General features: G+C 39.1%; 30 protein-coding genes. 1 reads left to right on the forward strand and 29 read right to left on the reverse strand.

Annotated features, from left to right (window positions below):
* Positions 1–90 precede the first annotated feature (90 nt).
* The 19 genes from aroH to BMMGA3_RS10390 all read right to left on the reverse strand — a co-directional run bounded on the left by aroH (position 91) and on the right by BMMGA3_RS10390 (position 16,650).
* The gene (gene aroH / locus BMMGA3_RS10300) at positions 91–456 is read right to left on the reverse strand and encodes a chorismate mutase (protein ID WP_038502210.1); all 366 of its coding nucleotides are present in this window, start codon (positions 454–456) and stop codon (positions 91–93) included.
* Positions 457–1,545 (reverse strand): 3-dehydroquinate synthase, encoded by a 1,089-nt coding sequence (gene aroB, locus BMMGA3_RS10305; protein ID WP_004435281.1) that lies wholly within the window; start codon positions 1,543–1,545, stop codon positions 457–459. It lies immediately after the preceding gene.
* Positions 1,545–2,714 carry a chorismate synthase gene (gene aroC, locus BMMGA3_RS10310; RefSeq protein ID WP_004435283.1) on the reverse strand — a complete coding sequence of 390 codons (1,170 nt, stop codon included), beginning with the start codon at positions 2,712–2,714 and terminating at the stop codon, positions 1,545–1,547. Before aroC ends, aroB begins: the two co-directional genes overlap by 1 nt.
* 242 nt (positions 2,715–2,956) lie before the next feature.
* Positions 2,957–3,733, reverse strand: a complete 777-nt coding sequence (locus BMMGA3_RS10315; protein WP_034669239.1) for a CheR family methyltransferase — start codon at positions 3,731–3,733, stop codon at positions 2,957–2,959.
* Positions 3,734–3,896: 163 nt separating this feature from the next.
* The gene (ndk, locus tag BMMGA3_RS10320) at positions 3,897–4,343 is read right to left on the reverse strand and encodes a nucleoside-diphosphate kinase (protein WP_004435287.1); all 447 of its coding nucleotides are present in this window, start codon (positions 4,341–4,343) and stop codon (positions 3,897–3,899) included.
* Between the two features lie 96 nt (positions 4,344–4,439).
* Positions 4,440–5,402, reverse strand: coding sequence for a heptaprenyl diphosphate synthase component II (gene hepT / locus BMMGA3_RS10325; RefSeq protein ID WP_004435288.1), 963 nt, complete (start codon positions 5,400–5,402; stop codon positions 4,440–4,442).
* A gap of 93 nt (positions 5,403–5,495) precedes the next feature.
* Positions 5,496–6,206 (reverse strand): demethylmenaquinone methyltransferase, encoded by a 711-nt coding sequence (gene menG / locus BMMGA3_RS10330; RefSeq protein WP_004435289.1) that lies wholly within the window; start codon positions 6,204–6,206, stop codon positions 5,496–5,498.
* Between the two features lie 7 nt (positions 6,207–6,213).
* Positions 6,214–7,053 (reverse strand): heptaprenyl diphosphate synthase component 1, encoded by an 840-nt coding sequence (locus BMMGA3_RS10335; RefSeq protein WP_034669241.1) that lies wholly within the window; start codon positions 7,051–7,053, stop codon positions 6,214–6,216.
* A 158-nt stretch (positions 7,054–7,211) separates the two neighbouring features.
* Positions 7,212–7,445: a trp RNA-binding attenuation protein MtrB gene (gene mtrB, locus BMMGA3_RS10340; protein WP_004435293.1), complete on the reverse strand. Its 234-nt coding sequence runs from the start codon at positions 7,443–7,445 to the stop codon at positions 7,212–7,214.
* 65 nt (positions 7,446–7,510) lie between these two features.
* Positions 7,511–8,077, reverse strand: coding sequence for a GTP cyclohydrolase I FolE (folE, locus tag BMMGA3_RS10345; RefSeq protein WP_004435294.1), 567 nt, complete (start codon positions 8,075–8,077; stop codon positions 7,511–7,513).
* Between the two features lie 292 nt (positions 8,078–8,369).
* Positions 8,370–8,642, reverse strand: a complete 273-nt coding sequence (locus tag BMMGA3_RS10350; RefSeq protein ID WP_004435297.1) for an HU family DNA-binding protein — start codon at positions 8,640–8,642, stop codon at positions 8,370–8,372.
* 579 nt (positions 8,643–9,221) lie between these two features.
* Positions 9,222–10,700, reverse strand: coding sequence for a stage IV sporulation protein A (gene spoIVA, locus BMMGA3_RS10355; protein ID WP_004435299.1), 1,479 nt, complete (start codon positions 10,698–10,700; stop codon positions 9,222–9,224).
* A 246-nt stretch (positions 10,701–10,946) separates the two neighbouring features.
* Complete coding sequence (locus tag BMMGA3_RS10360; protein WP_004435301.1) at positions 10,947–11,657, reverse strand: hypothetical protein; 711 nt, start codon at positions 11,655–11,657, stop codon at positions 10,947–10,949.
* A gap of 29 nt (positions 11,658–11,686) precedes the next feature.
* Positions 11,687–11,884 (reverse strand): DUF2768 domain-containing protein, encoded by a 198-nt coding sequence (locus BMMGA3_RS10365; protein ID WP_004435303.1) that lies wholly within the window; start codon positions 11,882–11,884, stop codon positions 11,687–11,689.
* A 447-nt stretch (positions 11,885–12,331) separates the two neighbouring features.
* A complete protein-coding gene (locus BMMGA3_RS10370) occupies positions 12,332–13,378 on the reverse strand; it encodes an NAD(P)H-dependent glycerol-3-phosphate dehydrogenase (RefSeq protein ID WP_004435304.1) in 1,047 nt (348 codons plus the stop codon).
* Between the two features lie 20 nt (positions 13,379–13,398).
* Positions 13,399–14,709 (reverse strand): ribosome biogenesis GTPase Der, encoded by a 1,311-nt coding sequence (gene der / locus BMMGA3_RS10375; protein WP_004435305.1) that lies wholly within the window; start codon positions 14,707–14,709, stop codon positions 13,399–13,401.
* 257 nt (positions 14,710–14,966) lie between these two features.
* Positions 14,967–15,149: a capping complex subunit for YIEGIA gene (locus BMMGA3_RS10380; RefSeq protein ID WP_004435306.1), complete on the reverse strand. Its 183-nt coding sequence runs from the start codon at positions 15,147–15,149 to the stop codon at positions 14,967–14,969.
* Positions 15,149–16,045, reverse strand: coding sequence for a YIEGIA family protein (locus tag BMMGA3_RS10385; protein ID WP_004435307.1), 897 nt, complete (start codon positions 16,043–16,045; stop codon positions 15,149–15,151). The genes BMMGA3_RS10380 and BMMGA3_RS10385 overlap by 1 nt, the downstream gene beginning before the upstream one ends.
* Complete coding sequence (locus BMMGA3_RS10390) at positions 16,042–16,650, reverse strand: YphA family membrane protein (protein WP_004435308.1); 609 nt, start codon at positions 16,648–16,650, stop codon at positions 16,042–16,044. Before BMMGA3_RS10390 ends, BMMGA3_RS10385 begins: the two co-directional genes overlap by 4 nt.
* Positions 16,651–16,757: 107 nt before the next feature.
* On the opposite strand from BMMGA3_RS10390, the gene BMMGA3_RS17440 reads away from it, so the two are divergent.
* Positions 16,758–16,901, forward strand: coding sequence for a YpzI family protein (locus BMMGA3_RS17440; RefSeq protein WP_004435309.1), 144 nt, complete (start codon positions 16,758–16,760; stop codon positions 16,899–16,901).
* A gap of 257 nt (positions 16,902–17,158) precedes the next feature.
* Here the strand turns inward: BMMGA3_RS17440 and ltrA are convergent, their stop codons facing one another.
* The 10 genes from ltrA to sleB all read right to left on the reverse strand — a co-directional run bounded on the left by ltrA (position 17,159) and on the right by sleB (position 26,042).
* A complete protein-coding gene (ltrA, locus tag BMMGA3_RS10395; RefSeq protein WP_038502376.1) occupies positions 17,159–18,418 on the reverse strand; it encodes a group II intron reverse transcriptase/maturase in 1,260 nt (419 codons plus the stop codon).
* Positions 18,360–18,545, reverse strand: a complete 186-nt coding sequence (locus BMMGA3_RS17445) for a hypothetical protein (RefSeq protein WP_003347276.1) — start codon at positions 18,543–18,545, stop codon at positions 18,360–18,362. Before BMMGA3_RS17445 ends, ltrA begins: the two co-directional genes overlap by 59 nt.
* 459 nt (positions 18,546–19,004) lie before the next feature.
* On the reverse strand, positions 19,005–20,060 hold the full coding sequence (fni, locus tag BMMGA3_RS10400) for a type 2 isopentenyl-diphosphate Delta-isomerase (protein WP_004435311.1): 1,056 nt from the start codon (positions 20,058–20,060) through the stop codon (positions 19,005–19,007).
* A gap of 12 nt (positions 20,061–20,072) precedes the next feature.
* Positions 20,073–21,212: a 30S ribosomal protein S1 gene (rpsA, locus tag BMMGA3_RS10405; RefSeq protein ID WP_004435313.1), complete on the reverse strand. Its 1,140-nt coding sequence runs from the start codon at positions 21,210–21,212 to the stop codon at positions 20,073–20,075.
* A 152-nt stretch (positions 21,213–21,364) separates the two neighbouring features.
* Positions 21,365–21,946: a lysophospholipid acyltransferase family protein gene (locus tag BMMGA3_RS10410; RefSeq protein ID WP_004435315.1), complete on the reverse strand. Its 582-nt coding sequence runs from the start codon at positions 21,944–21,946 to the stop codon at positions 21,365–21,367.
* The gene (cmk, locus tag BMMGA3_RS10415; protein WP_004435317.1) at positions 21,943–22,623 is read right to left on the reverse strand and encodes a (d)CMP kinase; all 681 of its coding nucleotides are present in this window, start codon (positions 22,621–22,623) and stop codon (positions 21,943–21,945) included. The genes BMMGA3_RS10410 and cmk overlap by 4 nt, the downstream gene beginning before the upstream one ends.
* Before the next feature lie 130 nt (positions 22,624–22,753).
* Positions 22,754–22,933: a YpfB family protein gene (locus tag BMMGA3_RS10420; RefSeq protein WP_004435319.1), complete on the reverse strand. Its 180-nt coding sequence runs from the start codon at positions 22,931–22,933 to the stop codon at positions 22,754–22,756.
* A gap of 63 nt (positions 22,934–22,996) precedes the next feature.
* Positions 22,997–23,659 (reverse strand): flagellar brake protein, encoded by a 663-nt coding sequence (locus BMMGA3_RS10425; protein WP_004435321.1) that lies wholly within the window; start codon positions 23,657–23,659, stop codon positions 22,997–22,999.
* A 184-nt stretch (positions 23,660–23,843) separates the two neighbouring features.
* The gene (ypeB, locus tag BMMGA3_RS10430; RefSeq protein WP_004435325.1) at positions 23,844–25,193 is read right to left on the reverse strand and encodes a germination protein YpeB; all 1,350 of its coding nucleotides are present in this window, start codon (positions 25,191–25,193) and stop codon (positions 23,844–23,846) included.
* Between the two features lie 12 nt (positions 25,194–25,205).
* Complete coding sequence (gene sleB / locus BMMGA3_RS10435) at positions 25,206–26,042, reverse strand: spore cortex-lytic enzyme (RefSeq protein WP_034669244.1); 837 nt, start codon at positions 26,040–26,042, stop codon at positions 25,206–25,208.
* Positions 26,043–26,076: the final 34 nt, after the last annotated feature.

Here is a 26,076-nt window from a genome sequence, read left to right on the forward strand (position 1 = left end):
TAGTCATTTTTTAATTGAGTAGAATCTAGAGCTATTTTTCGATTTTTTTAAAATAGTTTTATGTAAAATCACAATTTTAATAAGAATTCCCTATTTTTTTATTAAGTCGGGCCGCAAAATAACAGCACCATCTAAGTAAATATGATTCATTTCATCTTGAGCTTTATCAGTATTCACATGCATCATTACCCGAATGCAATGCGTTAATGCTGATGGAACAGAAATTTCTCTCATGCACATGACAGGAACATATGCCCAGCCTTCAAAAAGCCGCAAAGCCCTTGCTGGAAACGTTGCAGATATTTCGTCTGTAACAGAAAAAAAAACGGATGCAACATCATTTGGCTGAAGATTATTTTTTTCAATCATTTGACGCAAAAGCCTTTCAGTTGCTGAAATGATCTCCTCTTCCGTGTTTTCTTTGACTGTAATTGCCCCCCTTAATCCTCTGATCATTTACATGCCACCCCCTGATCGAAAATGTTCCAGATGTGCCAATAATCGTTCATCTTCCAGTTCTTTCAAGACCGGACGACCAACCTGCTCCAATAGAACAAATCTGATTTTTTGACCAACGGTTTTTTTGTCCATTTTCATACGATTTACTAAATTTTCAGAAGACAAATGATTCGGTACATCTGTCTTATAGCCTAGAGCCCTAATCCATTGCAAAAATTCTTCTTTTTTATAAGAAAAGCCGAACTCTCTTTCACTTAATTCAAGTGCAAAACAAATTCCGATCAAAACTGCTTCACCGTGTGTGATTTTTCCATAGCCCATTTCCGCTTCAATCGCGTGGCCAAGCGTATGCCCTAAGTTCAAAAATGCTCTTATACCCGTTTCCTTTTCATCCTTTGAAACGATCGATTCTTTGACTTGAATTCCTCTAGCGAGCATAAATTGCAAATCATCATTTGAAAGGTTTTCTAGCGACTTGATATTCGATTGAAGCCACTCAAAAAGATCTCTATCTTTTATAAGACCGTGTTTAATAACTTCAGCAAAGCCTGATCTTTTTTCTGCAGGCGGAAGTGTTTCCAAAAACTCTATATCATAAAACACAGCTTCCGGTTGAAAGAAAGCACCGATCATGTTTTTACCAAGCGGATGATTAATTGCTACTTTCCCTCCAACCGCACTGTCATGTGCAAGGATGGTTGTTGGTACTTGAATAAAAGGAATTCCTCTCATAAATGTTGCGGCAACAAAACCTGCCAAATCACCAACCGCTCCTCCGCCAAATGCAATAATAAGCGACTTTCGATCAAGCTTTTTTTCAAGTGCAAAAGTTAAACAGTTGTAGTATACATCAAAAGTTTTTGCTTTTTCCCCAGCAGGTACAATATAAGCTTCAGGATGGAATTCTGCTAGCAACGAAGTCAGCCGGGGAAGAAATAGTCCGCCAACGGTTTCATCCGTAATAATCAAGAGTGAAGTAATGTTAGAAAATTGATCGTGAATAAAAGCAGGAAGTGTTTCCATTACATTCTGCCCGACAAACACCGGATACCGCCTTGATGTTGTTCGAATCCATATCGTTTCCATTAAAACTCCCTCGCATATTCTCTATAGCGGTTCACTGATTCTACTAACGCATCAAAACGGTCTGCATAAAATTGATCAACAATGGCTGACGCCAGTTCCCAGGCAACAACATTTTCTGCGACTACTGCGGCTGCCGGGACTGCACAGCTATCAGACCTCTCGATGCTTGCAGAGAACGGTTCTTTCGTTTCAATGTCAACACTTTGCAGCGGCTTATATAGGGTAGGGATCGGCTTCATAACTCCTCGGACAACAATGGGCATACCGGTTGTCATTCCACCTTCAAATCCTCCCAGCCTGTTTGTTTTGCGGATGTACCCCTGGCTGCTGTTCCATTCAATCTCATCGTGAACTTCACTTCCTGGCTTCCTGGCAGCTTCGAAGCCGATGCCAAACTCAACTCCTTTAAATGCATTAATGCTGACAATCGCTGCCGCAATTTTTGCATCCAGCTTTCTGTCATAATGTACATAACTTCCAACGCCAACAGGCATCCCTTCCACAATGACTTCTACAATTCCGCCGATCGAATCTCCATTTTGTTTTGCCTCATCAATCGCTGCCATCATTTTTTTGGCAGCTTCCTCATCAAGACACCTGACAGGTGAATTTTCTGATCTCTCTTTTAAGTCCGCAATTGAGCTGTATACAGAGCTTTCGGCTTTAATTCCGCCGATTTCGATCACGTGTGATGCAACTTCAATCCCAAGTAAAGACAATAACTTTTTTGCAACCGCTCCGGCCGCAACCCGTACGGTCGTCTCCCGCGCTGAGGAACGCTCTAGTACGTTTCGCATATCCCTGTGGCCGTATTTTATACCACCATTCAAATCAGCATGTCCAGGACGGGGACGTGAAATTTTTCTCTTAATTTCTTCTGTATGATCTCCAAGAGGTTCCTGGCCCATTATCTTTGTCCAATGCTGCCAGTCATTGTTTTTGACAACTAGCGCCACTGGTGAACCGAGTGTATAACCGTGCCGAACCCCTCCGAGTATTTCGACTTTATCCTTTTCAATTTGCATTCTCCGGCCTCTCCCATAGCCTTTCTGCCTTCGAGCAAGTTCAATGTTAATATCTTCTGCAACTAAAGGCATCCCTGATGGCAATCCTTCTATAATCGTTGTAAGTTGCGGGCCATGGGATTCACCTGCTGTTAAATATCTCATTACTCTTTCCCCCTTCAACTCGTTAAAGGATTATCTACCAATATAACACATGCATAAAAATAAAAATAGTCAATCATTCAAAATTTATTGAATAATTTTTATCGTAAATGATGCAATTGTAACACAGCATGGTTCAATCGGGAATGTAAAGAAAAGAGCCCAAATTGATAATGGGCCCTCAAGTTTATCATGATTATGTTTATAAATTAGACCTATTTCCATATTAGGGTTGGGAGTAAAACTCAATCACGTTTTCTGTAAAAAAAAGTATCTTCTATTTCAAAATCATATTGTCCCGGGTTGAAAATTTGTTCAGTGCTTCCTACAAAAAAGATTCCCCCTGGATTTAATGCTGCACTAAATTTTTTATAAAGTTCCTTCTTAGCTTCTTCTGTAAAATAGATTAATACATTTCGGCAAACAATCAGGTCATATGGACCTCCAAATGGATCTTTTAGTAAATTATGTTTTTTAAAGGTGACTGTTTTCTTTATCATATCAGAAACATGAAAAAAATTTTGGCTGCTCGTGAAATATTTTTTTTTCATTTCCGGTGGAACTTCAAGTAATGACCTTTCCTGATATATACCAATTTTCGCTCTAGCAATTGCATTCTCATCGATGTCTGTTGCAAGAATTTGAATTTGCCAAAGGGGCAATAAATTCGACATAATCATTGCGATTGTATACGGCTCCTCACCAGTTGAACAAGCAGCACTCCATATTTTCAATCTTCTTTTGCGATTAAGAAGTTTCGGCAATATCTGCTTTTCGAGTATTTCCCATCTCGTACGATTTCGATAGAATTCAGAAACATTAATCGTCATTCGATCCAAACATTCATTCAACAGTTGCGGGTCTTTGTTCATAGCAAGGAAAAATTCATGGAATGAGCTAAAACCCTTTTTTTCATATAGAGAAGTAAGCCTTCTTTTCATTTGCACTTCTTTATAAAGGGATAAATCGATTCCTGTTTTCCTTTTCATGTTTCTGATAAAATCAAGGTAATCCTGAGACATTTGTATTTCTCCTCTAGCCTGTTCGACAAAAAATATCTTTTTAACAAATCTAGTATTACGAAAAACAATGGGCAAAACGCATTTTTTACCCATTTATGAAATAACTCCCATCTGGAAGCGGATACAAAAAAGACGCCCGGGATGCCAAGCGCCTCTGTGATAATTAATAAATCCAATCGTTTATTAGTTTTGGGTATTCAACTAATTCTGATTCATTAAAGAATAAAGCAATTTCTCGTTCAGCACTTTCTGGCGAATCAGAGCCATGAATTACATTCTTTCCTACAGTTAGTCCAAAATCTCCGCGGATCGTTCCAGGTGCTGCATCTTTCGGGTTAGTAGATCCCATCATTTGGCGGGCAGTTGCAATCACATTTTCCCCTTGCCATACCATAGCAAAAACCGGTCCAGAAGTAATAAAGTCAACAAGCTCTCCAAAGAAAGGACGCTCTTTATGCTCACCGTAGTGCTTCTCAGCAAGTTCTTTTGAAACGCTCATCAATTTGGCACCAACTAATTGGAAACCTTTTTTTTCAAAACGAGCAACAATTTCTCCTATTAAGTTGCGCTGTACGCCATCTGGTTTGACCATTAAGAATGTTTTTTCCATGTACTCCACTCCTAAACAGTTATGTATACTTGATTGTCCTAAAAAGAAAGACAATTCCACGAAAATATTATCATTGTTTAGACAATTGCGCAACTTCTAAAATTTACGTTTGCCAATAAATTTTGCAATATCACGCAGTGCTTTTTTCGCTCGATTATCTGGCAGTTCTTTTAAAATCGCTAACGCTTTTTCCAAATAACGGTCGCTTACTGCCAAAGATCTTTCAATCGCACCCGAATTTTTAATAATCGACAGCAACTCTTTGAGTTCTTCCTGTCCCATATTTTCATGAACTCTCTCGATTTTTTTTCGGATATTTTCGTCTTTCATGGCAAATAAAACCGGCAGTGTAATATTTCCCTGCAGCAAATCCCCGCCTGCAGGTTTTCCGAGCTCTTTTTCTGTACCGGTAAAATCAAGTACATCATCCGTAATTTGAAAGGACATGCCAACAAAATAACCAAACCGGAAAAGCTTTTTATGGATTTCTTCATCTACTCCCGCCGCAATCGCCCCCAATTGACAACTAGCAGCTATTAACAAAGCCGTTTTTCTTTTGATGCGCCGGAAATAGTCTCTTAAATTCTGGTTAAATCTGTATTTATCTTTTATTTGTTCAATTTCCCCAATACATACTTCAACAATCGTATGTGAAAGTATTTTATGGGCAAGAGGGTTCTCAATTTTTGTCATTAATTCAAGTGAGCGGGCTAATATATAATCTCCCGTATACATGGCAATCCGGTTATCCCATTTTGCCTTTATCGTTGGTTTTCCGCGCCTGATCTGGGCATCATCGATCACGTCGTCGTGTACCAGTGTAGCTGAATGAAGCAATTCAAGTGCAACAGCTACATTTTTGATTATATTGATATCATAATTTCCAAACTTTCCTGCCAGCAATACAAAAACTGGGCGAATTCTTTTCCCCCCGGCCTGCAATAAATGCAGTGATGCTTGACGCAATAAAGGAGACTTTGCTTGTATTGTCTCCTCCAATTCTTTTTCAACAATATTTAAATCCGAATTCAAAAATGAATACATCATTTTTAATTTCATTGTATCCACCCAGCTTTATCATACTGTCATTTTCAGTTGCCTGAATTAATTAGTGCATTAGAAAATATCAATGCCCGGCCGCTCAATAATGGGTCAGGCATTTCTTTTTGATCCTAAATGAACAGCGGCTACCCCTCCGCTGTATGGCTTATAATGTACTTTGACAAAGCCCGCTTCTTCAAACATTTCTGCAAGTTCTTTCATTCCCGGAAACTCGCGCGCGGATTCCTGCAGCCAGGAATATTCATCATAGCTTTTTGCAAAGATTTTTCCGAAGAGCGGCATAATAAACCGAAAATAAAAATAGTACAATTGTTTAAAGCCAAACATTGTCGGCTGTGAAGTTTCGAGGCAGACAGCGATGCCTCCGGATTTTAAAACCCGGTTCATTTCTCTTAACACTTGCATATAATCAGGGACATTTCTTAGACCAAAGCCAATTGTAACATAATCAAAAGAATGGTCAGGGAACGGAAGCTCCATTGCATTTCCGTGAATTAGTGAAACTTGATCAAATTTTTTACTTTTGACTTTTTCTTCTGCGATCTTCAGCATATTTTTGCTGAAATCAAGGCCAAAAACTTCTCCTTCGGGACCAACAGCTTCTGCAAGGGCAATCGTCCAATCCCCTGTGCCGCAACATACATCAAGAGCTTTGCTGCCCCTTTGGACATTCATCCGGTTCATCGTGTCTTTACGCCATCTTTTATGCTGTTGAAAACTGATAACAGAATTCATCTTGTCGTAATTTTGATAAATTTTTTCAAAGACATGATGAACACGCTCTTCTTTAGATTGATGCATGTTATTCTTACCCTTCTTCCACAAAAGTTTTTGCCAGCGAATGATGCTGATTCAAAATAGATAATGTTCTTTCCTTCAAAAGTTCATTTAGGAATGGTAATTTTTTAATTCCTTTTTCGATTAACTGCTTCGCAAATTCAATATAACGGTCACAAATCAACAATAGGAATCGTTGCTGCTCATTCGATAATTCTGACAAAGGCTGTTCATTTTTTGGGAAAACAAGCTTTTTTAATCCCTCGAATAAAATAGACGTCTCTTTATGTAAAAATTGTTTTTTCTCATTGATTAGCCGTTTAATAAATAATAGATTTGAGGCGTATTCATCCCAGACATCCGCTTGAAAATACTCTGTCAGTTTTTCAAACAGAGATGACTCGATCATCTTTATACTATTCATTAATTTATCGATACCGTCAGGATCCTTTTGGTATACGGAAATTTTATGTTCGTTTACATCCTTTATTCCTGCTGCTAAGATCCTTATTACATCAATACTATTTATTTCGGATAAATGCTTATAATATAAACCGCTGTAATAATCACCGGCTAATACAGTGAGCTGGCGATTTTTCAAACTGTAATGAGTATCTTCCTGATTTTTGTTTTCTGTTACATGTTCATGGGTGTCAAGGGCAATTTGAATAAGCATCGTCGTTAAGACATAACTTTCCATCTCATCATTTGATATATTCAAATGATCCATAAGGGAAACAAGCAAGAGCAGCTTGTCTTCATCGACCGTGGGAGCTTGAATATACTTCAGCAAATATGGATGTGACACGTATCGCATAATCTGCTCTTTAATTTTTGTCAGTTTCAATTGAATATCTTGCAAATCAATCACCCTTGTTTCCCGAATTATGTATTTCCATATAAGGATAGTAAAATGTAAGCATTTACCCGATACCGTACATTAAAGGCAGAGACAATTATACCATAAAAGAATTTATGATTGTGATTTCAGAATATAAAAAATTTTATAAATGATTTAAAAATCACCAATTATTTTCCGCTTTCAATCTCCCCATTCGAAGTCATAATTTTTGCACGCCCTCTGATTTTGATTGCTGAAGTATGCTCCGTAAATTGAGCGATCATTACCTCTCCTTTGTCAAGCTTCTCTGAATGGTGGAATCTCGTATCAATTCCTCTTGTTAACCCAATCACATTTACACCGTCATCCAATGCTTTTATAACAACATAATCCCCATTTTGCAGGCTGCTCTTCTTTTCCATTTTCTTCACCCCGACGAATTTTATGAAAGAATAAAAAACTCTAAGACCTTCTATTCTTCATGAGATTAATTCTTGATTAAAGAGAGCACTTCGGCCCGTGCACGTGCATCGTTTTGTAAAATTCCTCGAACCGCAGACGTAACTGTTTTTGAACCTGGTTTTTTAACTCCCCGCATTGTCATACACATATGTTCTGCTTCCACAACAACCATAACTCCATGAGGGTCAAGCTTTTCCATGATTGAATTGGCAATCGTCGAAGTAATTCTTTCTTGCAGCTGCGGTCTCCTAGCAACAGCTTCAACAGCTCTTGCAAGTTTGCTTAGACCTGTCACTTTCCCATTTCTTGGAATATACGCAACGTGTGCATGTCCGAAAAATGGAACAAGATGATGTTCACACATGGAATAGAATGGGATATCTTTAACAAGCACTAATTCTTCATGCTCTTCTCCAAAAACTGTTTCAAAATATTCTTTAGGATCTTGATTTAAACCGGAAAACACTTCCTCATACATTTTTGCTACACGTTTTGGAGTATCAATCAAACCTTCTCGGTTTGGGTCTTCTCCGATCGCTTCTAATATTAAACGTACCGCTTCTTCAATTTGGGCACGATTGATATTCGACATCACATATCCTCCTACTACTAAATCAATACAATACTAACAATCGAACACAGTTTTTATTTTCCCGATCCGCCGCCTTGCCCCTCAAGGCCCCTTCAGTCCTGCCAATGAAGTCAAAAGGTGATTTCATTGTTTGGGCACAAACCGCTTGCCGGGGCTCAGCAGCCGGATCGGCTTTTCATATTAACATTACCATCTTAGCATAACCATTTTAGTACAAGCAAAATTGAAAATGCAAAAGGCCACGGAATTCCGCAGCCTTTTGCTAAGCATAGCATTAAGCACCTGTATGTAATTATTTAACAGCATCTTTAAGCGCTTTACCTGGTTTGAAAGCAGGAACTTTGCTTGCAGCGATTTCGATTTCTTCACCGGTTTGAGGGTTCCGGCCTTTACGGGCAGCGCGCTCACGTACTTCAAAGTTTCCGAAACCGATCAATTGTACTTTATCACCATTTTTCAAAGCTTCTAAGATTGCATCGAAAACAGCATCAACTGCTTTAGTAGCGTCCTTTTTTGATAACTCAGTAGCTTCTGCAACTGCATTAATTAATTCTGTCTTATTCATGCCTTTCACCTCCTCCCAAAAAGTCAAGGAAAAACTCAGTAAAAGTATGCCTCTTACCTACATTTCTAAACAAAATTGCCGAATTCTATACATTGTGGAATATTTTTGTTTAACTCAGCCCCTATATTAAATGATTACGAGCTGGCTTTCAATCTACTTTTAGCAAAAACCCTTTAATCATAAGGGTTAGAGCCCCCACAACATGAATTCTGTTAAAAGATTATCACATTCATTTACGCATATCAAGAAATATTCATGAAATAATGGTAATGTTTTCATTCTTATAACACAATTGTAATAAAGATCGCCCTATTTTATAACCTGATGAAAGCCCAATTGTTTTATCTTTTTGAATCCTAATCCACAAAAAACGTGCATGAGTTTAAAACTCCAATCCCTAATATGAAAATTGGTCTCATTTAAAAACATTAATAAGGCGGTGTGAGCGGAGCCAAGCTAAAAAAATTTACAAAGCTAAAACATGTATATAGCTAAAAATAGCTTCCCATTCCTTTTTTAGTTAGCGCAGCTCCGCCCCTTTTCCACAAAAAAAGACTCCCGAATAGGAGTCTTATTTTCTTATAATATGATGGCAATTAGTCCGCCTGAACCTTCATTGATGATTCGCTCGAGAGTTTCCTTTAATTTGTATCGGGCATTCTCTGGCATTAACGAAAGTTTTGCCTGAATCCCTTCTCTGACAATTGAATTTAAGCTGCGGCCGAATATATCTGAATTCCAAATGGATAACGGGTCTTCCTCAAAATCTTGCATTAAGTAACGGACCAATTCTTCGCTTTGCTTTTCCGATCCAATGATCGGTGCAAATTCAGATTCTACATCAACCTTAATCATATGAATAGATGGTGCAACGGCTTTAAGGCGAACACCGAATCTTGGTCCTTGGCGAATGATTTGCGGCTCATCAAGGCTCATATCAGTTATGGATGGAGCAGCAATTCCATATCCGGTTTGTTTTACCATTTTTAAAGCATCAGAGATTTGGTCATACTCCGCTTTTGCATAGGCAAAATCCTGCATTAGTTCAAGCAAATGATCTTTTCCGCGGATTTCAACCCCAACGATTTCTTTTAAGATGTCATCATAAAGATCATCCGGGGCATATAAATCGATTTCTGCGACACCTTGCCCCATTTCAATTCCGGCAAGGCTTGCACGGTCGATAAATTCAAAATCATTGAACTGATGGACAACACGGTCCACATCTCTTAATCTCTTAATATCTTTAACGGTTTCCTTAACGGCTTCTTGATAGTTTTCACGCAGCCAATGGTCTTCACGAAGAACCATAACCCAACTCGGAAGATTCACATTCACTTCAAGTACCGGGAATTCGTATAGAGCCTCACGAAGAACATTTAAGACATCACTTTCACGCATGCTTTCGACACTCATTGCCAGTACAGGTATATCGTACTTTTCATTTAATTGGCTGCGGAGCGTTTCCGTATTTGGGTGGTAAGGCTGGGCACTATTTATGACTATGATAAACGGTTTCCCTACCTCTTTCAGCTCTTCAATTACCCTCTCTTCCGCTTCAAGATAATTTTCACGTGGAATTTCGCCAATTGTACCGTCCGTTGTAATAACGACACCGATCGTTGAATGCTCCTGTATAACTTTTCTTGTTCCAATTTCTGCTGCTTCATGGAATGGAATTGGCTCTTCATACCAAGGAGTTGTAATCATGCGAGGCCCGTTTTCATCTTCGTACCCTTTCGCTCCGGGTACAGTATAGCCAACACAATCAACAAGACGGATATTCACATCCAGACCCTCATCAACATGAACGGTTGCGGCCTGGTTTGGAACAAATTTTGGTTCTGTTGTCATAATGGTTTTACCGGCTGCGCTTTGCGGAAGTTCATCCTGTGTCCGAGCACGGTCTGCTTCGTTGCTTATATTCGGTAAAACTACAAGTTCCATGAATTTCTTGATAAAAGTAGATTTACCTGTTCTAACTGCTCCTACAACTCCTAAATAAATATCGCCGCCGGTTCTTTCGGCAATATCTTTAAAAATATCTATCTTTTCCAAGTGCTCTCCCCTCCCGAATGAGTTAGTGGGATAAATTTATCCATTTAGGTAATTTTGGACATTATATGTTTATGATGTTGTCCTATTATGATATGACTGTTTTCTAAAAATTTTTGCCTCCTTATCAGAAACTTTTATCCTTTTTACATGAATCGATCATATTCTTTCAATATATTAATTAATTTAGGGATTCAATAAAAAAAAAAACCCTCTCCTACAATATATTTTGCAGAAGAAGGGTTATGACTATTTCACCAAAAAGATTGGATCCTTTGTTTTTGGATCAATTGTATAAGGCAACGAATATGCCGGTACAAATACAGAATTTTTGACTAATAATTCCCGAATATCATCACCTGGTTTATAAGAGTGTTTTGCAGTTTGCAGCGCTTTATATAAATCACTCCGATAATCAACAAATACTTCGGCATTTCCAGTTATCACGAGAGGCAGGTTTTGATTTGAATAAGGGCTCTTCACAACCGGTTCTTCTTTAAACCCCAGTTTCTTGAAATCAATTGAATAAACATTATCAGCTAACTTTTCTTTATATGGAGGATAGCCATTCGCTCTTATCCGTATCATTACATCTCTGATTGTTTCAGCAATTCTTAGATCAAATATTTTCACCGTTGGCTTTGTTTCGACGTCCACAAGGACATATTGAAAAATCCCCCCGTTTTCAAAGCTGTTGCCTGGAGGTTCTGCCATATATTTCGGCACAAGTTTTTGAAAATCAATCGGATATTTTTGATAAATTGGTGTCGATGCATCTCTCGTTTTTATTGGCAAAATTCCGCCATTATCCTTCTGAAATCGATCAACAGCACTTTGTACAGATTTCACTTGATCCTCATACGGCACTTGGTTTTCAGCAAGCTTATCTTGAGGATACAGGCAGCCTGAAAGAATTACAGACAATATGATTAGTAATGAAAAAAGCATTCCTTTTTTCAAAAAACATCAATCCTTTAGTCTATGTATTATTAACTGGTAGGCCCGCTGATCACAATTAGAAACATAATGATTCCAGCTAGAATCATAAATACATACGCAATTAGCGCAGTTATGATTCGAAACACGCCTTTTAATTTATAACGGCTAAAATAAATAGAGATAATAGAAATAATCATAAATCCCATTGCACCAAAGGAAATCCACATTTTCATTAAACCAGGTGACATAATAACCACTCCTTTTCAGTTATGTATTATATCATAGGTGCAACGACAAAAAACAACATCATCAATTAAATTGAAAAAACGAGCATGAGTTTTAAACTCTCAGCCCTAAAATGGAAATAGACTTTATTTTAAAACATAACTAACATAATAAGGCGGTGTGAGCGAAGCCAGGCACAAAATAATTACAAAGCTAAACCATGCATCTTGCTGAAAATAGGTTGCCATTTCTATTTTTGTCAGCGCAGCTCCAGCCCTTTTCCATCCACAAAAAAATGACTGAAATAAAGGTAGGGGCAGCACCTTTACTTCAGCCTAAATTCGACTAAAATACCCAAAGACCCAGTTCAATTTACCAGTTTGCTTCGTTGCATAGTATGCGAACAGCAATACAATCGCATCCTCTAATGCCCATATATTAGAAATAATCTTCTGTCTAACTCCGTGTTTTTATTCTTTTAAGTCAAGAACATTAACCAAATCTTCCATTTCGTGTGTTTTTCCCCTGGCCATTAACGTATCTACTGCATCTTTAGGGTTCACACCGTTAAATAAAACATTAAATAACGCGTCAGATATCGGCATTTTGACGTCATATTTTCTGGCAAGCTGATGGGCCGCCTTCGTAGTGCGGACACCTTCAACAACCATACCCATATTATTTAAGACCTCTTCGAGATTTTTACCTTTCCCGAGAAGGTTCCCGGCCCGCCAATTTCGAGAATGAACGCTTGTACATGTAACAATTAAATCGCCAAGTCCGGCGAGGCCTGAAAATGTTAAAGGATTTGCACCCATTTTCGTACCGAGACGGGCTATTTCCGCTAGACCTCTTGTGATCAAGGCAGCCTTTGCATTATCACCATAGCCAAGTCCGTCTGAGATTCCGGCCGCGAGTGCAATTATATTCTTAAGTGCTCCCCCTATCTCTACACCGATAAGGTCAGGATTTGTATATACCCGGAAATATTGATTAATAAATAAATCCTGAATTTTTTCAGCTGCATTCATATTTTTAGAAGAAACAGTAACAGTCGTCGGATGGCGGAGGCTGACTTCTTCAGCATGGCTCGGACCTGAAAGAACAACAACATCTTTTAAAAGTGTATCCGGCATTTCTTCTTCGATCATTTCTGATATGCGCATCAAAGTATCTGGCTCAATTCCTTTGCTGACATGGACAATTGTTAACGGAGTTTCTTGAACTTCTCTTATTTTCCCGAGAACTTCCCGAATTGCTTTTGTAGGTACGGCTAAGATGGCCACTTCAATGTCTTTCAAAACTTCTTTAAGAGAAGAATATCCAATAATAGATTCCGGCAAAGATATGCCAGGTAAATATTTTTGATTTGTATGCGCCCGATTGATTTCTTCTATTTGAGAAGGCTTGTGTCCCCAAATCCTGACTTCATGACCGTTATCGGCTAGTACCATTGCAAGTGCTGTTCCCCAGCTTCCTGCACCGATCACCGCTACTTTTTCTTTTTGCCGTTCCACCTCATATCACAACCTTTACCTTATTTTCTTTCTCTCGCAAAAATTTTGATTGGTGTACCTTCAAAACCGAAGGCATCTCTAATTCGATTTTCAAGAAATCTTTCATAAGAAAAGTGCAGCAGCTCCGGATCATTAACAAAAACGACAAATGTCGGGGGCTTTACAGCAACTTGTGTAGTATAAAAGATTTTCAGCCGTCTTCCCTTGTCTGTCGGGGTTGGATTCATGGCAACCGCATCCATAATGACATCATTCAATACACTAGTTTCAACGCGAAGAGCATGATTTTCACTTGCCATATTAATCATTGGCATCAATGTGTGAATTCTCTTTTTCGTTTTAGCTGATAAGAAAACGATCGGAGCATAATCCAAAAACTGAAAATGATCGCGAATTTTTTGTTCAAACTCCTTCATCGTTTTTTCATCTTTCTCAACCGCATCCCACTTATTTACGACAATCACTACGGCCCGGCCTGCTTCATGTGCATATCCTGCAATCCTCTTGTCCTGTTCAATAATCCCTTCTTCCCCGTTTAATACTACAAGTACAACGTCTGATCGTTCAATCGCTCTTAATGCTCTTAAAACACTGTATTTTTCAGTTGTTTCATAAATCTTTCCTTTTTTGCGCATTCCTGCTGTATCAATAATGACATATTTCTGTCCGTTATACGTATAAGGGGAGTCAATAGCATCTCTTGTTGTACCGGCAATATCACTGACAATTACCCGTTCTTCTCCCAGTAAAGCATTTACAAGTGAAGATTTTCCCACATTCGGCCGGCCGATTAAGCAGAATTTAATAACATCATCGTCATATTCATCTTCCTGCTTCCTCGGAAAATGTTTTGCTACTTCATCGAGTAAATCTCCCAATCCAAGTCCGTGTGTGCCAGAAATTGGAATTGGTTCACCAAAACCAAGGGAATAAAAATCATAAATTTGATCGCGCATATCAGGATTGTCGACTTTATTTACAGCAAGTACAACAGGCTTTCTTGATTTATACAGGATTTTCGCAACTTCTTCGTCTGCCGCAGTAACCCCTTCCCGTCCATTTGTGATAAAAATAATGACATCTGCTTCATTAATGGCAATTTCAGCCTGCTGGCGGATTTGTTCAAGAAACGGCTCATCTCCGATATCGATGCCACCCGTGTCAATAATATTGAAATCATGTGTTAACCATTCAGCTGAACTATAAATCCGGTCACGAGTTACACCCGGTATATCTTCGACTATTGATATCCGCTCGCCGACAATGCGGTTAAAAATCGTTGACTTTCCAACATTAGGACGGCCGACAATGGCTACAACTGGTTTCGCCATGCATTTCATCCTTTCATATATAAAATATATTTTTGCTTTTTTTTCATCCGGTTTCTTGTCGTCTTCATAAACATAATAAAGAAACCCTTCAAATGAAAGAAGGGTCTAACTTCATTAGTTTATCAAAGTGAATAGTCTGAAGCAATAAGAAAAGCGGAAGCGCCTCTCTTCATTGCTGGGTCCGCCAAGAAAATTACAAAGGAAGTGGAAAAAACCTCGGGAGTGATTAGGCTAGATCAGCCACTTTCGAACACCTGTCAATGTCTCACAATGATGAATAATTCTTCAGTAATCGCATGGGCAATGCCGTCTAAAATTGCTTCTAAATGGGCACACACTTGTTCCATTTCTTTTTTTGAATCACAATAGAAAACAGCCGCTCCGCTCGGAACTTTATTTGGATTTGTTGTCACAATGGCAAGAATAAATTTTTCGAGCATCAAGCCTTATCCCTGCCTTCCATATTGTTATTTCGTTCTGTTGGCATCCTGATTGCATTTTCCAAAGTTGGAACCAATCCAATGATCTTCAATGCTTTTTCAACATTCTTTTCCTGCGGTAAAATGAATACCCCAACCCTTCCGTCATTAAGGTCTCTTTTTGCCAGCGGAACGAGTGCCGGAGTGCCGGAATCGCGATATACACCAAGCGCATTTGAGACGTCGTGAAGAATTGCCTGTCGTTGTCCAAGGTTGGCAATTGTAGTCCGAGCATTGAAATTTTTAGGAGTTAAAATAAATCCCATCCCATATCTCAAGACCTCCTTTTGGCGTTCAGGCAAACCAATATTCATGATAGTAATGTTATCCACATACAATATTGAACCTTCAAACCTTGGCTCAACAAATTCAATATCGACAATGTCTTTTAGCTGCCCCCCAGCCATCAAAAATCTTGATACGATGACTGCAACAGCTGCCGCAGCAATTCCTGCCCAAATATTTAAAAAAATATACATGAACGTACTAATGAGAGATGTGAAAATGACAAGATAATTTCTGCTTTCAAAGGCGATCGCAATCCCTTCAATATATGTCTTTCCTCTTGGGACAAGTTCATAGTTGTCAAGTTCAGTCAATGTATTTCGTTCCATATTGCGGACCTCTCGAAACTGAGAAGCAGCCAACGCTAAAAACGTTATGGCTGTATACTCTTTATCAAGCAGCGCCGGAATTGCAACCGTTCCAAGCCCTGCGGCTATAAATCCCAATGCAATATGAATAATTTTGCCATGCAAATAAGTCGGATATTGCCGGTAATCTGTCCTTAGCATATAAATTCTTGTCAGTGTCCCGACAATAACTCCAAACAAAATTGGCAGTGTATATTCATTCATGATGATTTATGTTTCTCCCTTTCAAAATGGTTAAAGTGAGTGTTAAAATAAGCCGCCGTAAATTTGAGGCCGCTCCACAAAAGCAGAATTGCAACAGCCAATGCTGCAAAATCAAGAAATTCCAATGAACCGATCGGATATGTAAAGCCATTTTGCCGCAATACAAATGAATAAAGCAGTTCTCCTTGGAGAACGCCTGCAAGCAATGTATACATTCTCATCCGCACTTCAGACTGAAGCATAATGGTTAAATACATTAAAATAAAAGTAAGAAGCCAATCACGATTTATAATCACCCAAACAGGATCATATAACTCAAACATAAGGAAGCTGACATAAGCTAGCATAATAATGAAAGAAGTGACAAAAAAATAGAGAATTGTCCGTTTTTTTAGCCTTGAAATATCCATAATAATTGAGAAAAATATGAAAACAGCAGCTGCATAAACTTGAAAGTGAAAGACAGAAAAATGAATAGGAGACAAAATTATGATAATAAGCATCCTTTTTGAAATGGTATACCGGTATATATTCTTACTATCTAATAAAAAAGTGGCCGCAACCCAAATAAGCCAGCAAATCCAATAAAAAAAAGCCCCATCCATTTTTACTACCTCCTATCATTACCATTATGGCAAAATTTTATGTACTTTAATCTTTCCGGGTATAATCTTTCCATCGTGAATTATGTTAAATGATAGGAGGTGGTATAGTGGGTAAAGACAGGCAGGAGAAACGTCTAAGAAAAAGCGGCAGAGTGGAATCGGACCGCGACAAGGCTCTTCACTATCCAGGTGCAACAAAATTGCAAAGCCCAGAAGAAGCACGATCTTTAAATGATGGAAAAAGAAGTTGATGAACAAAAGGCGTAAGCGCCCCGTTTAGCCCCGACAAGCACAAGACGAATCACGCAAGAGTCGATAGACTCTGGAGTGATTTGGCTTGTGACCTCGAGGGGCTGGGCGCTGGAGCCAGTTTACGATAAACTCAATTCAAATTTATACACAACGTATGAAATTTATAATTTCCATAACAATTAATCGAGTAGGAGGGGGTGACTAACCCCCGACCTCTCACACCACCGTACGTACCGTTCGGTATACGGCGGTTCAATTAAGTATGACGTAGAAAATGATATCTCTCGAATAGACTTCTTAACCCTTGATGACTCCAGTAGGAGTTATCGAGGGTTTTGTGTAGAATGGGACTGCAGGCAATCCGCCAGTATTTCTTGCGTGTATTGCCCCACTCGATTGCTTTATGACTTGGAACACCTAATGCTCTAAGTTTCCGAATTCTTGTTTTCGGCGTTTTCCACTCTTTCCATAAACACATTCGAAGTCTTCGTCTTATCCATTCATCAAATTCTTTGAACTTGCTTGGTGTATCTGCCAAGGCAAAATATCCACACCATCCCATTAGGTACATGTTCAGTTTCTCAATTCTTTCCTCCATTCGATACGGTTTGGATCTGGATGTGATTTCACGGATCTTGTTCTTGAATCGTTTCACACTTTCTTTCGCCATCCGTATCTTGGGTGTTTTGTTTGGTGTAAAGCTAAAACCGAGAAACTTCCGTTTCCAAGGACGGTCTACCGCCGATTTCTCTTTATTTACCTTGAGCTTTAATTCCTTCTCGATAAAGTTAGTAATGGAGTTCATGACACGAATTCCTGCTTTCTTTGTTTTCACGTAGATATTACAGTCATCCGCGTACCGTACAAATTTATGTCCACGTTTCTCAAGTTCCTTGTCCAACTCGTGAAGCATGATGTTTGATAATAGTGGACTAAGCGGTCCACCTTGTGGCGTTTCCATGTCTGTTTCCATTACCACTCCATTTATCATCACTCCTGATTGAAGATACCGGCGGATTAACTTAAGTAAAATCCGATCTTCGATCGTTTTCGCCAAGATCCCCATCAGTTTGTCGTGGTTCACCTTGTCAAAGAATTTCTCTAAGTCTATATCGACCACCCAGCGATATCCTTCTTTGATATAGCCCTTTGCTTTCCTGACCGCCTCATGTCCTCTGCGGCTTGGGCGAAAGCCGTAGCTATGTTCAGAGAAGGTCGGATCGAAGATTCTCGTTAACACTTGGGCAATCGCTTGTTGAATGAAACGATCAGTCACGGTGGGGATACCTAGAAGTCTTACTCCGCCGTTCGGTTTCGGGATTTCGACTCGACGAACGGGTAAGGGTTTGTAGGTTCCCTCTCTTAACGACTGTCGAATGGAGTCCCAGTTTTCATAGAGGTGTCTCCGTAGGTCTTTTGCGGGCATGCCATCTACTCCGTGACTTCCTTTATTCTGTTCAACTCGTTTTAATGCCGTTAGGAGATTTTCCCGTGACAAAATCAGTTCCATCAACATAGATATCCTCTCCACGTGAACGAATCCCTCTATTTGTGCCATCTTCTGCTCCACCCTCTTGAAGTCCCCCGTGGGATTCACCACTTCCTCCTTCAAGTAAGTCCTGCCGGATTGTCTGCTTCAACACAGAAGATGAACGCGTAGTGTTTCGTTCTCCTTAATTGTTCGGTCCTTCCTCTTTCGTCTCGAGCTCGAAAGAGTACTATGACCTCTGCTGACTTCTGACTGCTCAGCTATCTATCGCTAGATAGGTTACCAAGATTACTTGGCGTGCCAGTCAGATCTCCCCGGGTAAGAGTGTAATCTTTCCTTCCATCTATCTGCTTCATTTACTCTGTATCACCTTCGGCAGAAAGGGCTTTGTTTTGTTTTGCAAACTCACCCAGTGATACCTAGCCTTATATGAAGTTCGTATTCCTCAGACCGGAAGTTTGCCGTCCGCTTCCTTCAGATTCCGCGTTACCACGGACACCCTTGCGTTATGCTAACTGCTACTTCTGCCTTCACAGCTCGGGACTTGCACCCTATAGATTACACCCATGCCGGGCGCACAAAAAAGAGCTGCCGCCTTACAGCGGAGCTCTCTTTACTTTCTATATTGGCTGTATTTTTTTGTATTAATTCCCCGTTCAGAAAGCCAATGGTGGGTCGCCCCTGATATTACAATCGGAGTATTTTGCAAGTCCTTTATTGTTTTTGTTCCCAACGCCGTCATCAAAAATGCAAGTTCTTCCAAAATAAAGTGAATTTGCTCTACTAGTGCATCTTCTCCCTTCTCAAACAATAATCTTAACAAAAATCCTGCCATGCCAACTGCATCAGCTCCAAGGGCAATAGCCTTTGCAATATCAAGACTTGTTTGGATTCCTCCAGAACCAATGATTGAAGCATTCAGGCCGTATTCTTTCGCCTCAACAATGGAAGCAGCTGTTGGGATCCCCCAATCATTAAAAATAGATAATAATCGATGCCGCCGCTCATTTTCAATCCTGGCAAAATTCGTTCCTCCATATCCCCCAACATCAATGGCTCGAACGCCAATGGAAACAAGCTTCGAGGCTGTTTCCATACTGACGCCAAATCCAACTTCTTTTACTATAACCGGAACATTTACACTAGCAATAATTTTTTCGATCCTTGAAAGAGCTCCTTTAAAATCCCTGTCACCCTCGGGCATTGTCAATTCCTGGACTGCGTTCAAATGAATTTGGATTGCATCAGCCCCGATCATTTCAATCGCATATCGGGCCTGATCCACATTCGCTTCACTTCCTAAGTTTGCGATAATAACACCTTTAGGATTTTCTTTTCGGACAACTTCATATGTATTTCTTTCACTTTTATTTTTCAGAGCTGACATTTGCGAACCTACAGCCATTGCAATTCCGGCAGTCCGAGCCGCATAAGCTAATTTCCTATTAATTTCATATGTCCTTTCTCCGCCGCCGCCCGTCATCGCATTTATAAAAATTGGCGAACTTAAAACAAGTTCGCCAATTTTAGTGCCCAAATGAATTTCTTCCAAAGAAGTTTCGGGCAAGCTTTGGTGGACAAATTTGATATCATCAAAACCGGAAAGTCGCATTTGACCTGTTTTTAGTGCGTATTTTATATGATCCCATTTCCGTTTTGGTCTTGACAAGATTTATCACCATTAATTTTTGAGATTCTTTAATTTATCACCAATTACTTCACCAAGCTGAAATCCTTTTGATTCTTCAGGAAGTTCATAATCAGTCGGTGCTGCCTGTTCTCTTTCTTGAAGCTCCTTGATACTTAATGAAAGTCGTTGCTGCTCTTCATTTACATCAAGCACTTTTACTTGTACCTTTTGGCCCTCTTTTAAGACTTCATGCGGTGTTCCAATATGTTTATGCGAAATTTGCGAAATGTGAACAAGTCCTTCCACACCCGAAAATACTTCCACAAATGCTCCATAGGAAACAATGCGTTTAACCGTGCCTTCAAGTACGCTTCCTTTTGGTGCCTTTTCAGAGATATTCGTCCATGGACCAGGAAGAGTCTCTTTAATAGATAAGGAAATACGGTTATTATCGCGATCCACGCTTAGTACTTTCACATTCACTTTCTGGCCTTCTTCAACAACATCAGATGGTTTTTCGACGTGTTGATGGGATAATTGGGAAATATGAACGAGACCGTCAACACCGCCAATATCTACAAATGCCCCAAAATCTGTAATTCTTTGGATCGTTCCTTCCAATACTTGACCAGGCTGCAGAGATTCAAGCAGGCTTTGTTTTTGTCTGATTTTTTCCTCTTCTACAACAGCGCGGTGTGAAAGAATTAAACGATTTTTTTCTTTATCAAGCTCGACAATTTTAAACGTAAGTGGTTTTCCTTTATAATCGGAAAAGTCCTCAACAAAGTGGTCTTCAACAAGAGAAGCGGGTACAAATCCGCGTACACCTAGGTCGACAACAAGTCCGCCTTTTACAACATCCTTAACTTCTGCTTCGAATATTTCGCCGCTTTCAAATTTTTTCTCAAGATCATCCCATGCTTTTTCAGCATCAATCTTTCTTTTTGATAGGATTAATGCTTCTTCTTCTACTTTTATAACTTCAAGTTCAAGTTCATCACCGACGGTAACAACATCTTCCGCTTTTTCAACGTGAAGACTTGAAAGCTCGCTGATTGGAATTATGCCATCAAGCTTGCTGTTTTCAACGCTGGCAAGGACATGTTTTTCTTCTACTTTTATTACTTTTCCCTTTACCTTATCGCCAACTTGAAAATTTGTTACTTCTACTTGATTCATATCTTCTGACATATGTACTCCTCCTTAATCCAGTCACTGCTCAAAAGAATATAAGCAATGTGATAAAATCACCACATTAATAACAAGTTTGATTTGAGAGAATTTTTCTAAAACCTCTTCTTACTAACTTCTTACAAATAGTTTTTTTTGTCAAGCATGAAGACTTACTTATGTTCATTTATCAGTTTGCGGATTTCTTCCATAATTAATTCAGTCGCTTGTTCCGCTGTTGCTTTATTTTCACGCAAAATCTTGAAATCAATCGGCTTTCCGTAGACCACTTTTAAACTTCTAAATGGCTTATATGGCCCGATAATGGCACACGGTACAATATAGGCATCCGACCTGAGAGCAAAGAATCCTGCCCCTGCCAGCCCTTTTCCTAATTCGCCTGTCTTGCTTCTTGTTCCCTCTGGAAAAAGTCCTAAAACTTTGCCTTCTTTTAAGATTGACAGACCTTTTCGCAAGGCCTCACGATCGCTCATTCCCCTTTTGACAGGAAATGCGTTTAAGTTTCGAACGATTCTCCCTAGCACAGGAACAGAAAATAGCTCAGCTTTTGCCATAAAATGCACCGGCCGGGGAGCGGTAATACCTACAATGGGAGGATCCAGATTATCGATATGATTGGCACAAAGAAGCACTCCTCCATCTTTAGGAAAATGCTCTATGCCAATTACTTGAATTCGGTAGATAGGCTTTAAAATCCTATATACAACAAATTTTGCAAAACTGTAAAACGTCAAATCGACTCGATCCTTTCTTCCGCCAATGCCATGATATTATCCACCACTTGTTCAATTGAAAGAGAAGTTGTATCTATTTCATATGCATCATCAGCTTTTCTTAGAGGAGCCACTTCCCTCTCAGAATCAATTTTATCACGTTTAGCAATCTCTTCTTTTAATTTCTCCAAATTTGAAGAAAATCCTTTTTGAAGATTTTCCTGATGGCGTCTTTGTGCCCTTTCCTCTACGCTTGCTAATAGAAAAATTTTCACCTCGGCCTTTGGAAGTACATGCGTTCCGATGTCGCGCCCATCCATGACAACTCCGCCGCCGGAAGCCAACTCCTGTTGCCTTTTCACCATTTCTTCACGTACTTTTTTATGTTTTGCCACGATTGAGACGGAATTTGTCACATCATTTGTCCGAATTTCATCGGTAACATTTTCTCCATCAAGTAATACAAGCTGCCCTTTCTTCTCCTGAACGAATTCAATAGATGTGTCAAGCAGCATATCCAATAACTCTGATTCATTCTGGAGATCCACATTTTGCTGAATCGCTTTATAAGTTAATGCACGGTACATTGCACCAGTATCAATATATAAGTATGACAGCCTTTCTGCCACAATCTTGGCAACCGTACTTTTACCTGCTGCTGCAGGTCCGTCAATTGCAATCGAAATTTTCTTTCTCATAATGCCTCCTACACTGAAAGAAGTTACACCTTATTTTAACACATCTAATAGAAATACTTGACTAGGAACAACGTTTTAAGAAAATCAATTGTTTTGCGACAATATAAAAAAGCAGGTGAATCCTGCTTTTTTAACGCCCCTTAAATGTTTCAAGTTTTTGAGTAAAATGGTTTTCACTGACGCCTTCATATTGTGTGATTTGCTTTAATTCTGGAAAAATATTTAGTTTATGAAAAAAAAACTGTACTGAAAGCAAGATTATAAATTGAATAACAATAACTTTCATAAGAATCCTTTCAAACGTCTTCATCATTCCGCTCCCATCGATCATATAGTTATTCATATTATGGGAGCGTAAAGATTTATTTATTCCTTAACAGCTTAAACCTTTTTTCTTCATCTCTAACTGCCTTTCAAAACAAAAACGAAGCAAGAGCTGTCTGTCTTGTCCAGAGATTTCCATAAATTGCAGGGAAATTTTCTTTCGGTTCTCACTTACATCAACAATCCGGACAACGCGGCTTTTAAAACTCTTATAATGATATTCTCCGCTCTGAAAAGGAAGAACAAAAATCGCCTCAACAATCATACCTTCCCTTAAAATTTCGTTGTTTCCAGCCAGGATTGCTGCTGCCCCTCCCGCACTTATATCTTCTGTGACGGCTGTAAATGGCTGAAATTCGCCGTTTAGTGGATGAATGGCGACATCTGCAGGCGTTTCAACACGCACATACTGGCGACGCTGTATCTTTATCAAATTTTTTTTGCCAGGGTAGGATAGTATAAGCATCGGGATCTTTTGCTTAACCCGCCCCATTACCTCTGATTCAAACAAATATACGGAACTGTATGCTCCGACGAAAGTGACTTTCAATTGTGTTCCGTCAAGCAAAAAAACAGTCCGTTTGGTAATCGTGTTTACAGGATAATCAATGTATAAATCGTTGCCTATCCTTTCTACGAGTCTGCATTTATATGTTTCGAAAGAGTTCGAATATTTTGGTTCAAGCATTAAGGTATCGCCTATTTTTAACATGGTGCGTCACTCTTCCTATGTATTTTGATAAAAGTCTTTAAATTGAGGGCCAACCCCCCTTGAAAAAAATTCCTCAAATGGAATGTTCTTTTTTCATTATAATCAGAAAGCTTGGCTTAAATAAAGAAAAAATTTTTAAAATAAAACACCCAAAAGGATGAAAAATCCCTTTGGGCCGCACTTTTTATACAACATCTTCATAGATTGGTTCGGCATTCTTTAATTTTTCCACTTTTTCCTCAACACCGCTATCTGAGTTAATAAAAATACGATACGTATCATCCCCTAAAGTGCCGAGAAATTCATAACAAAGAACTTCCTGGTTCAAGTCATTGATAATTATCGCCTTACTTTCTTCCATTATTTTAACGTTCGGATTAATCTTTGTTCTTGCCTTTGCAATAGATTGTGAAGGATTTGGCAGTTTTCTCGTATGATGTGATCTTAAATAATCTTCTGCCGAAAATCCGATGACTTTTCCATTATCAAGTGCGATCTTCATTTTTATGCTGTCCGGATAAATTCTAACATCATCCTGTTTTCCAACAAATGTAAAAACGCCAACATTATCATATTGGGCACTTTCAAATAAATCCAAATTTTTAAACCCATTATCTTTTAAGAATGTTATCGCCCGATTGCTTGCCTCATTTAAGCTTATTTTCTGTTTTTTTACATTCCTTGATAAAATATACCAAATAGGATAGCCGCCTTTTTTCGTAATGTCTAGGCTTGCTTCATGATTATTTTTTTGATCTTGAATCGTTACACTATAAAATCCATATTCGGATCCTTTTCCGTTTTCTGAGACTTTTACATTTACGTCATTTCCTAGAGAAGCGTAATTCTTGGCGATTTTCACCGCTTCATTTTTCGAAATATTTTTTCCTTCAAGATACTTATAGTTCTCATCTCTTTTTTGCATATTTAGAAAGGCGGGACCGAAATCTGTCTCAGAATACCCTTCAACAGTTTTTTCAACTGTCTTAAAGCCATCAATAATCGTATTGTCAGTCCCTTCTTTTCCTGAAGCAAGAGCCAATTCAACGTCCATCCAGCGAAGATTATTTTTAAGCACAAGATGCTGTACTTTCCGCATTTCATTTTGAATGTCTGCCGATTGCTTATACAAACTTTGAAGTGCTTTATACTCTTTCTTTGATAGCGGTTCTTTCTCTAAATCTCTTACGGCAGTTCTGTAACTAAAATCGCCAATCTTAGAGAGAAACTCTTCCGTTTTATTAAAAGGTAAGAGCGTCAGTGGTAATTGGCCGACATTGGTATGGGCAGCAGATGTTAATCTCCAGACTTCAGCAAGGGCCGGAGATAGTGATTTTTTAGAGTTCATAGCCAATGTTGTTCCAATTTCATCATGCAAAAGATCTAATTGATACGTCAGATCATGAAAGGCACGCTGATAATTGTTTTCCGAATTTAAAAGAATGGCATTTTTCTCTCGATGCTCCTGATAGCCCCAGTACGCCGTACCTGCAATACCTGCCGCCAAAACGCCTATAAGTATTCCTCTAAGCAAATTTCATCACCCCTATTTACAGAAAATATGTTTTCCAATCCGTTTAATCTGAGGACGCGACCAAATCCATGCACTTGTTGCTGTATCAGGATTAAAATAATAGAGGGCATTGCCGGTCGGATCCCAGCCGTTGATTGCATCAAGTACTGCTTTCCTAGCCGTTTCATTCGGAGTAAGCCAGATTTGCCCGTCGGCTACCGCTGTAAATGCACCGGGTTCAAAAATTACGCCTGATATTGTATGTGGAAACGAAGGCGATTCCAAACGGTTTAAAATGACTGCAGCTACAGCAACTTGACCAACATACGGCTCACCTCTTGCTTCACCGTAAACAGCATTGGCCATTAATTGTATATCATTTGTTGAAAAACCATTTGGCGTATTTGTTGCAGTTACTCTTTGAGTCTGTGCAGTCCCCCTTCCTCCCCTGTTCGCCTGTGTGACCCTTGAAGACTTTTTCTGTTTTTCAAGGGATACTCCTCCATAATGAGAAAATTTATTGCCTTTATTAATTTGCTCTTTTACAAATTTCTCATTATACTTGGATGCTTTGACGAGTTTTCGTTTTGTTGCCGAACCAGCTAGGCCGTCGATCGGAAGGCCAAACTCATATTGAAAATTTCTAAGAGCCCAATAAGTTCCCCATCCGAATACCCCGTCTATTTTTCCATTATAAAAACCTAAATATTGAAGACGGGCTTGTAATTCGATTACATCATCACCAACTGCGCCATGCTGAATAACCTGGTTAGTAAAGGCTTCTGCATGTTCGTTTCCTACAATGGGAAACAAAAGTACACAAGTGGAGAAAATAGCAAATAGCCTCAATGCCAGTAGCTTTTTATTCATTGATTGTTACCCCCAGATGTGATTCATTTTGCAT

It is taken from the genome of Bacillus methanolicus MGA3 (assembly GCF_000724485.1).
Classification (GTDB): Bacteria; Bacillota; Bacilli; order Bacillales; family Cytobacillaceae; genus Bacillus_Z; species Bacillus_Z methanolicus_A.

Coding starts and splice junctions, on each gene's coding strand:
- folE (WP_004435294.1), bottom strand. CDS start 8,077: ATGTCGAATATCAATCGTGCCCAAATTGAAGAAGCGGTACGTTTAATA.
- rpsA (WP_004435313.1), bottom strand. CDS start 21,212: ATGTCAGAAGATATGAATCAAGTAGAAGTAACAAATTTTCAAGTTGGC.
- BMMGA3_RS10380 (WP_004435306.1), bottom strand. CDS start 15,149: ATGCTCGAAAAATTTATTCTTGCCATTGTGACAACAAATCCAAATAAA.
- mtrB (WP_004435293.1), bottom strand. CDS start 7,445: ATGGAAAAGAAGAGCAGCCTGCAAAATGGGGATTATGTTGTTATAAAA.
- BMMGA3_RS10390 (WP_004435308.1), bottom strand. CDS start 16,650: ATGGATGGGGCTTTTTTTTATTGGATTTGCTGGCTTATTTGGGTTGCG.
- hepT (WP_004435288.1), bottom strand. CDS start 5,402: ATGAAATTAAAAATGATGTATTCATTTTTGAATTCGGATTTAAATATT.
- BMMGA3_RS10315 (WP_034669239.1), bottom strand. CDS start 3,733: ATGTCTCAGGATTACCTTGATTTTATCAGAAACATGAAAAGGAAAACA.
- BMMGA3_RS10425 (WP_004435321.1), bottom strand. CDS start 23,659: ATGTTAAAAATAGGCGATACCTTAATGCTTGAACCAAAATATTCGAAC.
- ltrA (WP_038502376.1), bottom strand. CDS start 18,418: ATGTTGATGGAACTGATTTTGTCACGGGAAAATCTCCTAACGGCATTA.
- sleB (WP_034669244.1), bottom strand. CDS start 26,042: ATGAATAAAAAGCTACTGGCATTGAGGCTATTTGCTATTTTCTCCACT.
- BMMGA3_RS10385 (WP_004435307.1), bottom strand. CDS start 16,045: ATGAATGAATATACACTGCCAATTTTGTTTGGAGTTATTGTCGGGACA.
- BMMGA3_RS10420 (WP_004435319.1), bottom strand. CDS start 22,933: ATGAAGACGTTTGAAAGGATTCTTATGAAAGTTATTGTTATTCAATTT.
- der (WP_004435305.1), bottom strand. CDS start 14,709: ATGGCGAAACCAGTTGTAGCCATTGTCGGCCGTCCTAATGTTGGAAAG.
- menG (WP_004435289.1), bottom strand. CDS start 6,206: ATGCATCAATCTAAAGAAGAGCGTGTTCATCATGTCTTTGAAAAAATT.
- aroC (WP_004435283.1), bottom strand. CDS start 2,714: ATGAGATATTTAACAGCAGGTGAATCCCATGGCCCGCAACTTACAACG.
- cmk (WP_004435317.1), bottom strand. CDS start 22,623: ATGAGAAAGAAAATTTCGATTGCAATTGACGGACCTGCAGCAGCAGGT.
- aroB (WP_004435281.1), bottom strand. CDS start 1,545: ATGGAAACGATATGGATTCGAACAACATCAAGGCGGTATCCGGTGTTT.
- BMMGA3_RS10350 (WP_004435297.1), bottom strand. CDS start 8,642: ATGAATAAGACAGAATTAATTAATGCAGTTGCAGAAGCTACTGAGTTA.
- aroH (WP_038502210.1), bottom strand. CDS start 456: ATGATCAGAGGATTAAGGGGGGCAATTACAGTCAAAGAAAACACGGAA.
- BMMGA3_RS10365 (WP_004435303.1), bottom strand. CDS start 11,884: ATGTCACCTGGTTTAATGAAAATGTGGATTTCCTTTGGTGCAATGGGA.
- ndk (WP_004435287.1), bottom strand. CDS start 4,343: ATGGAAAAAACATTCTTAATGGTCAAACCAGATGGCGTACAGCGCAAC.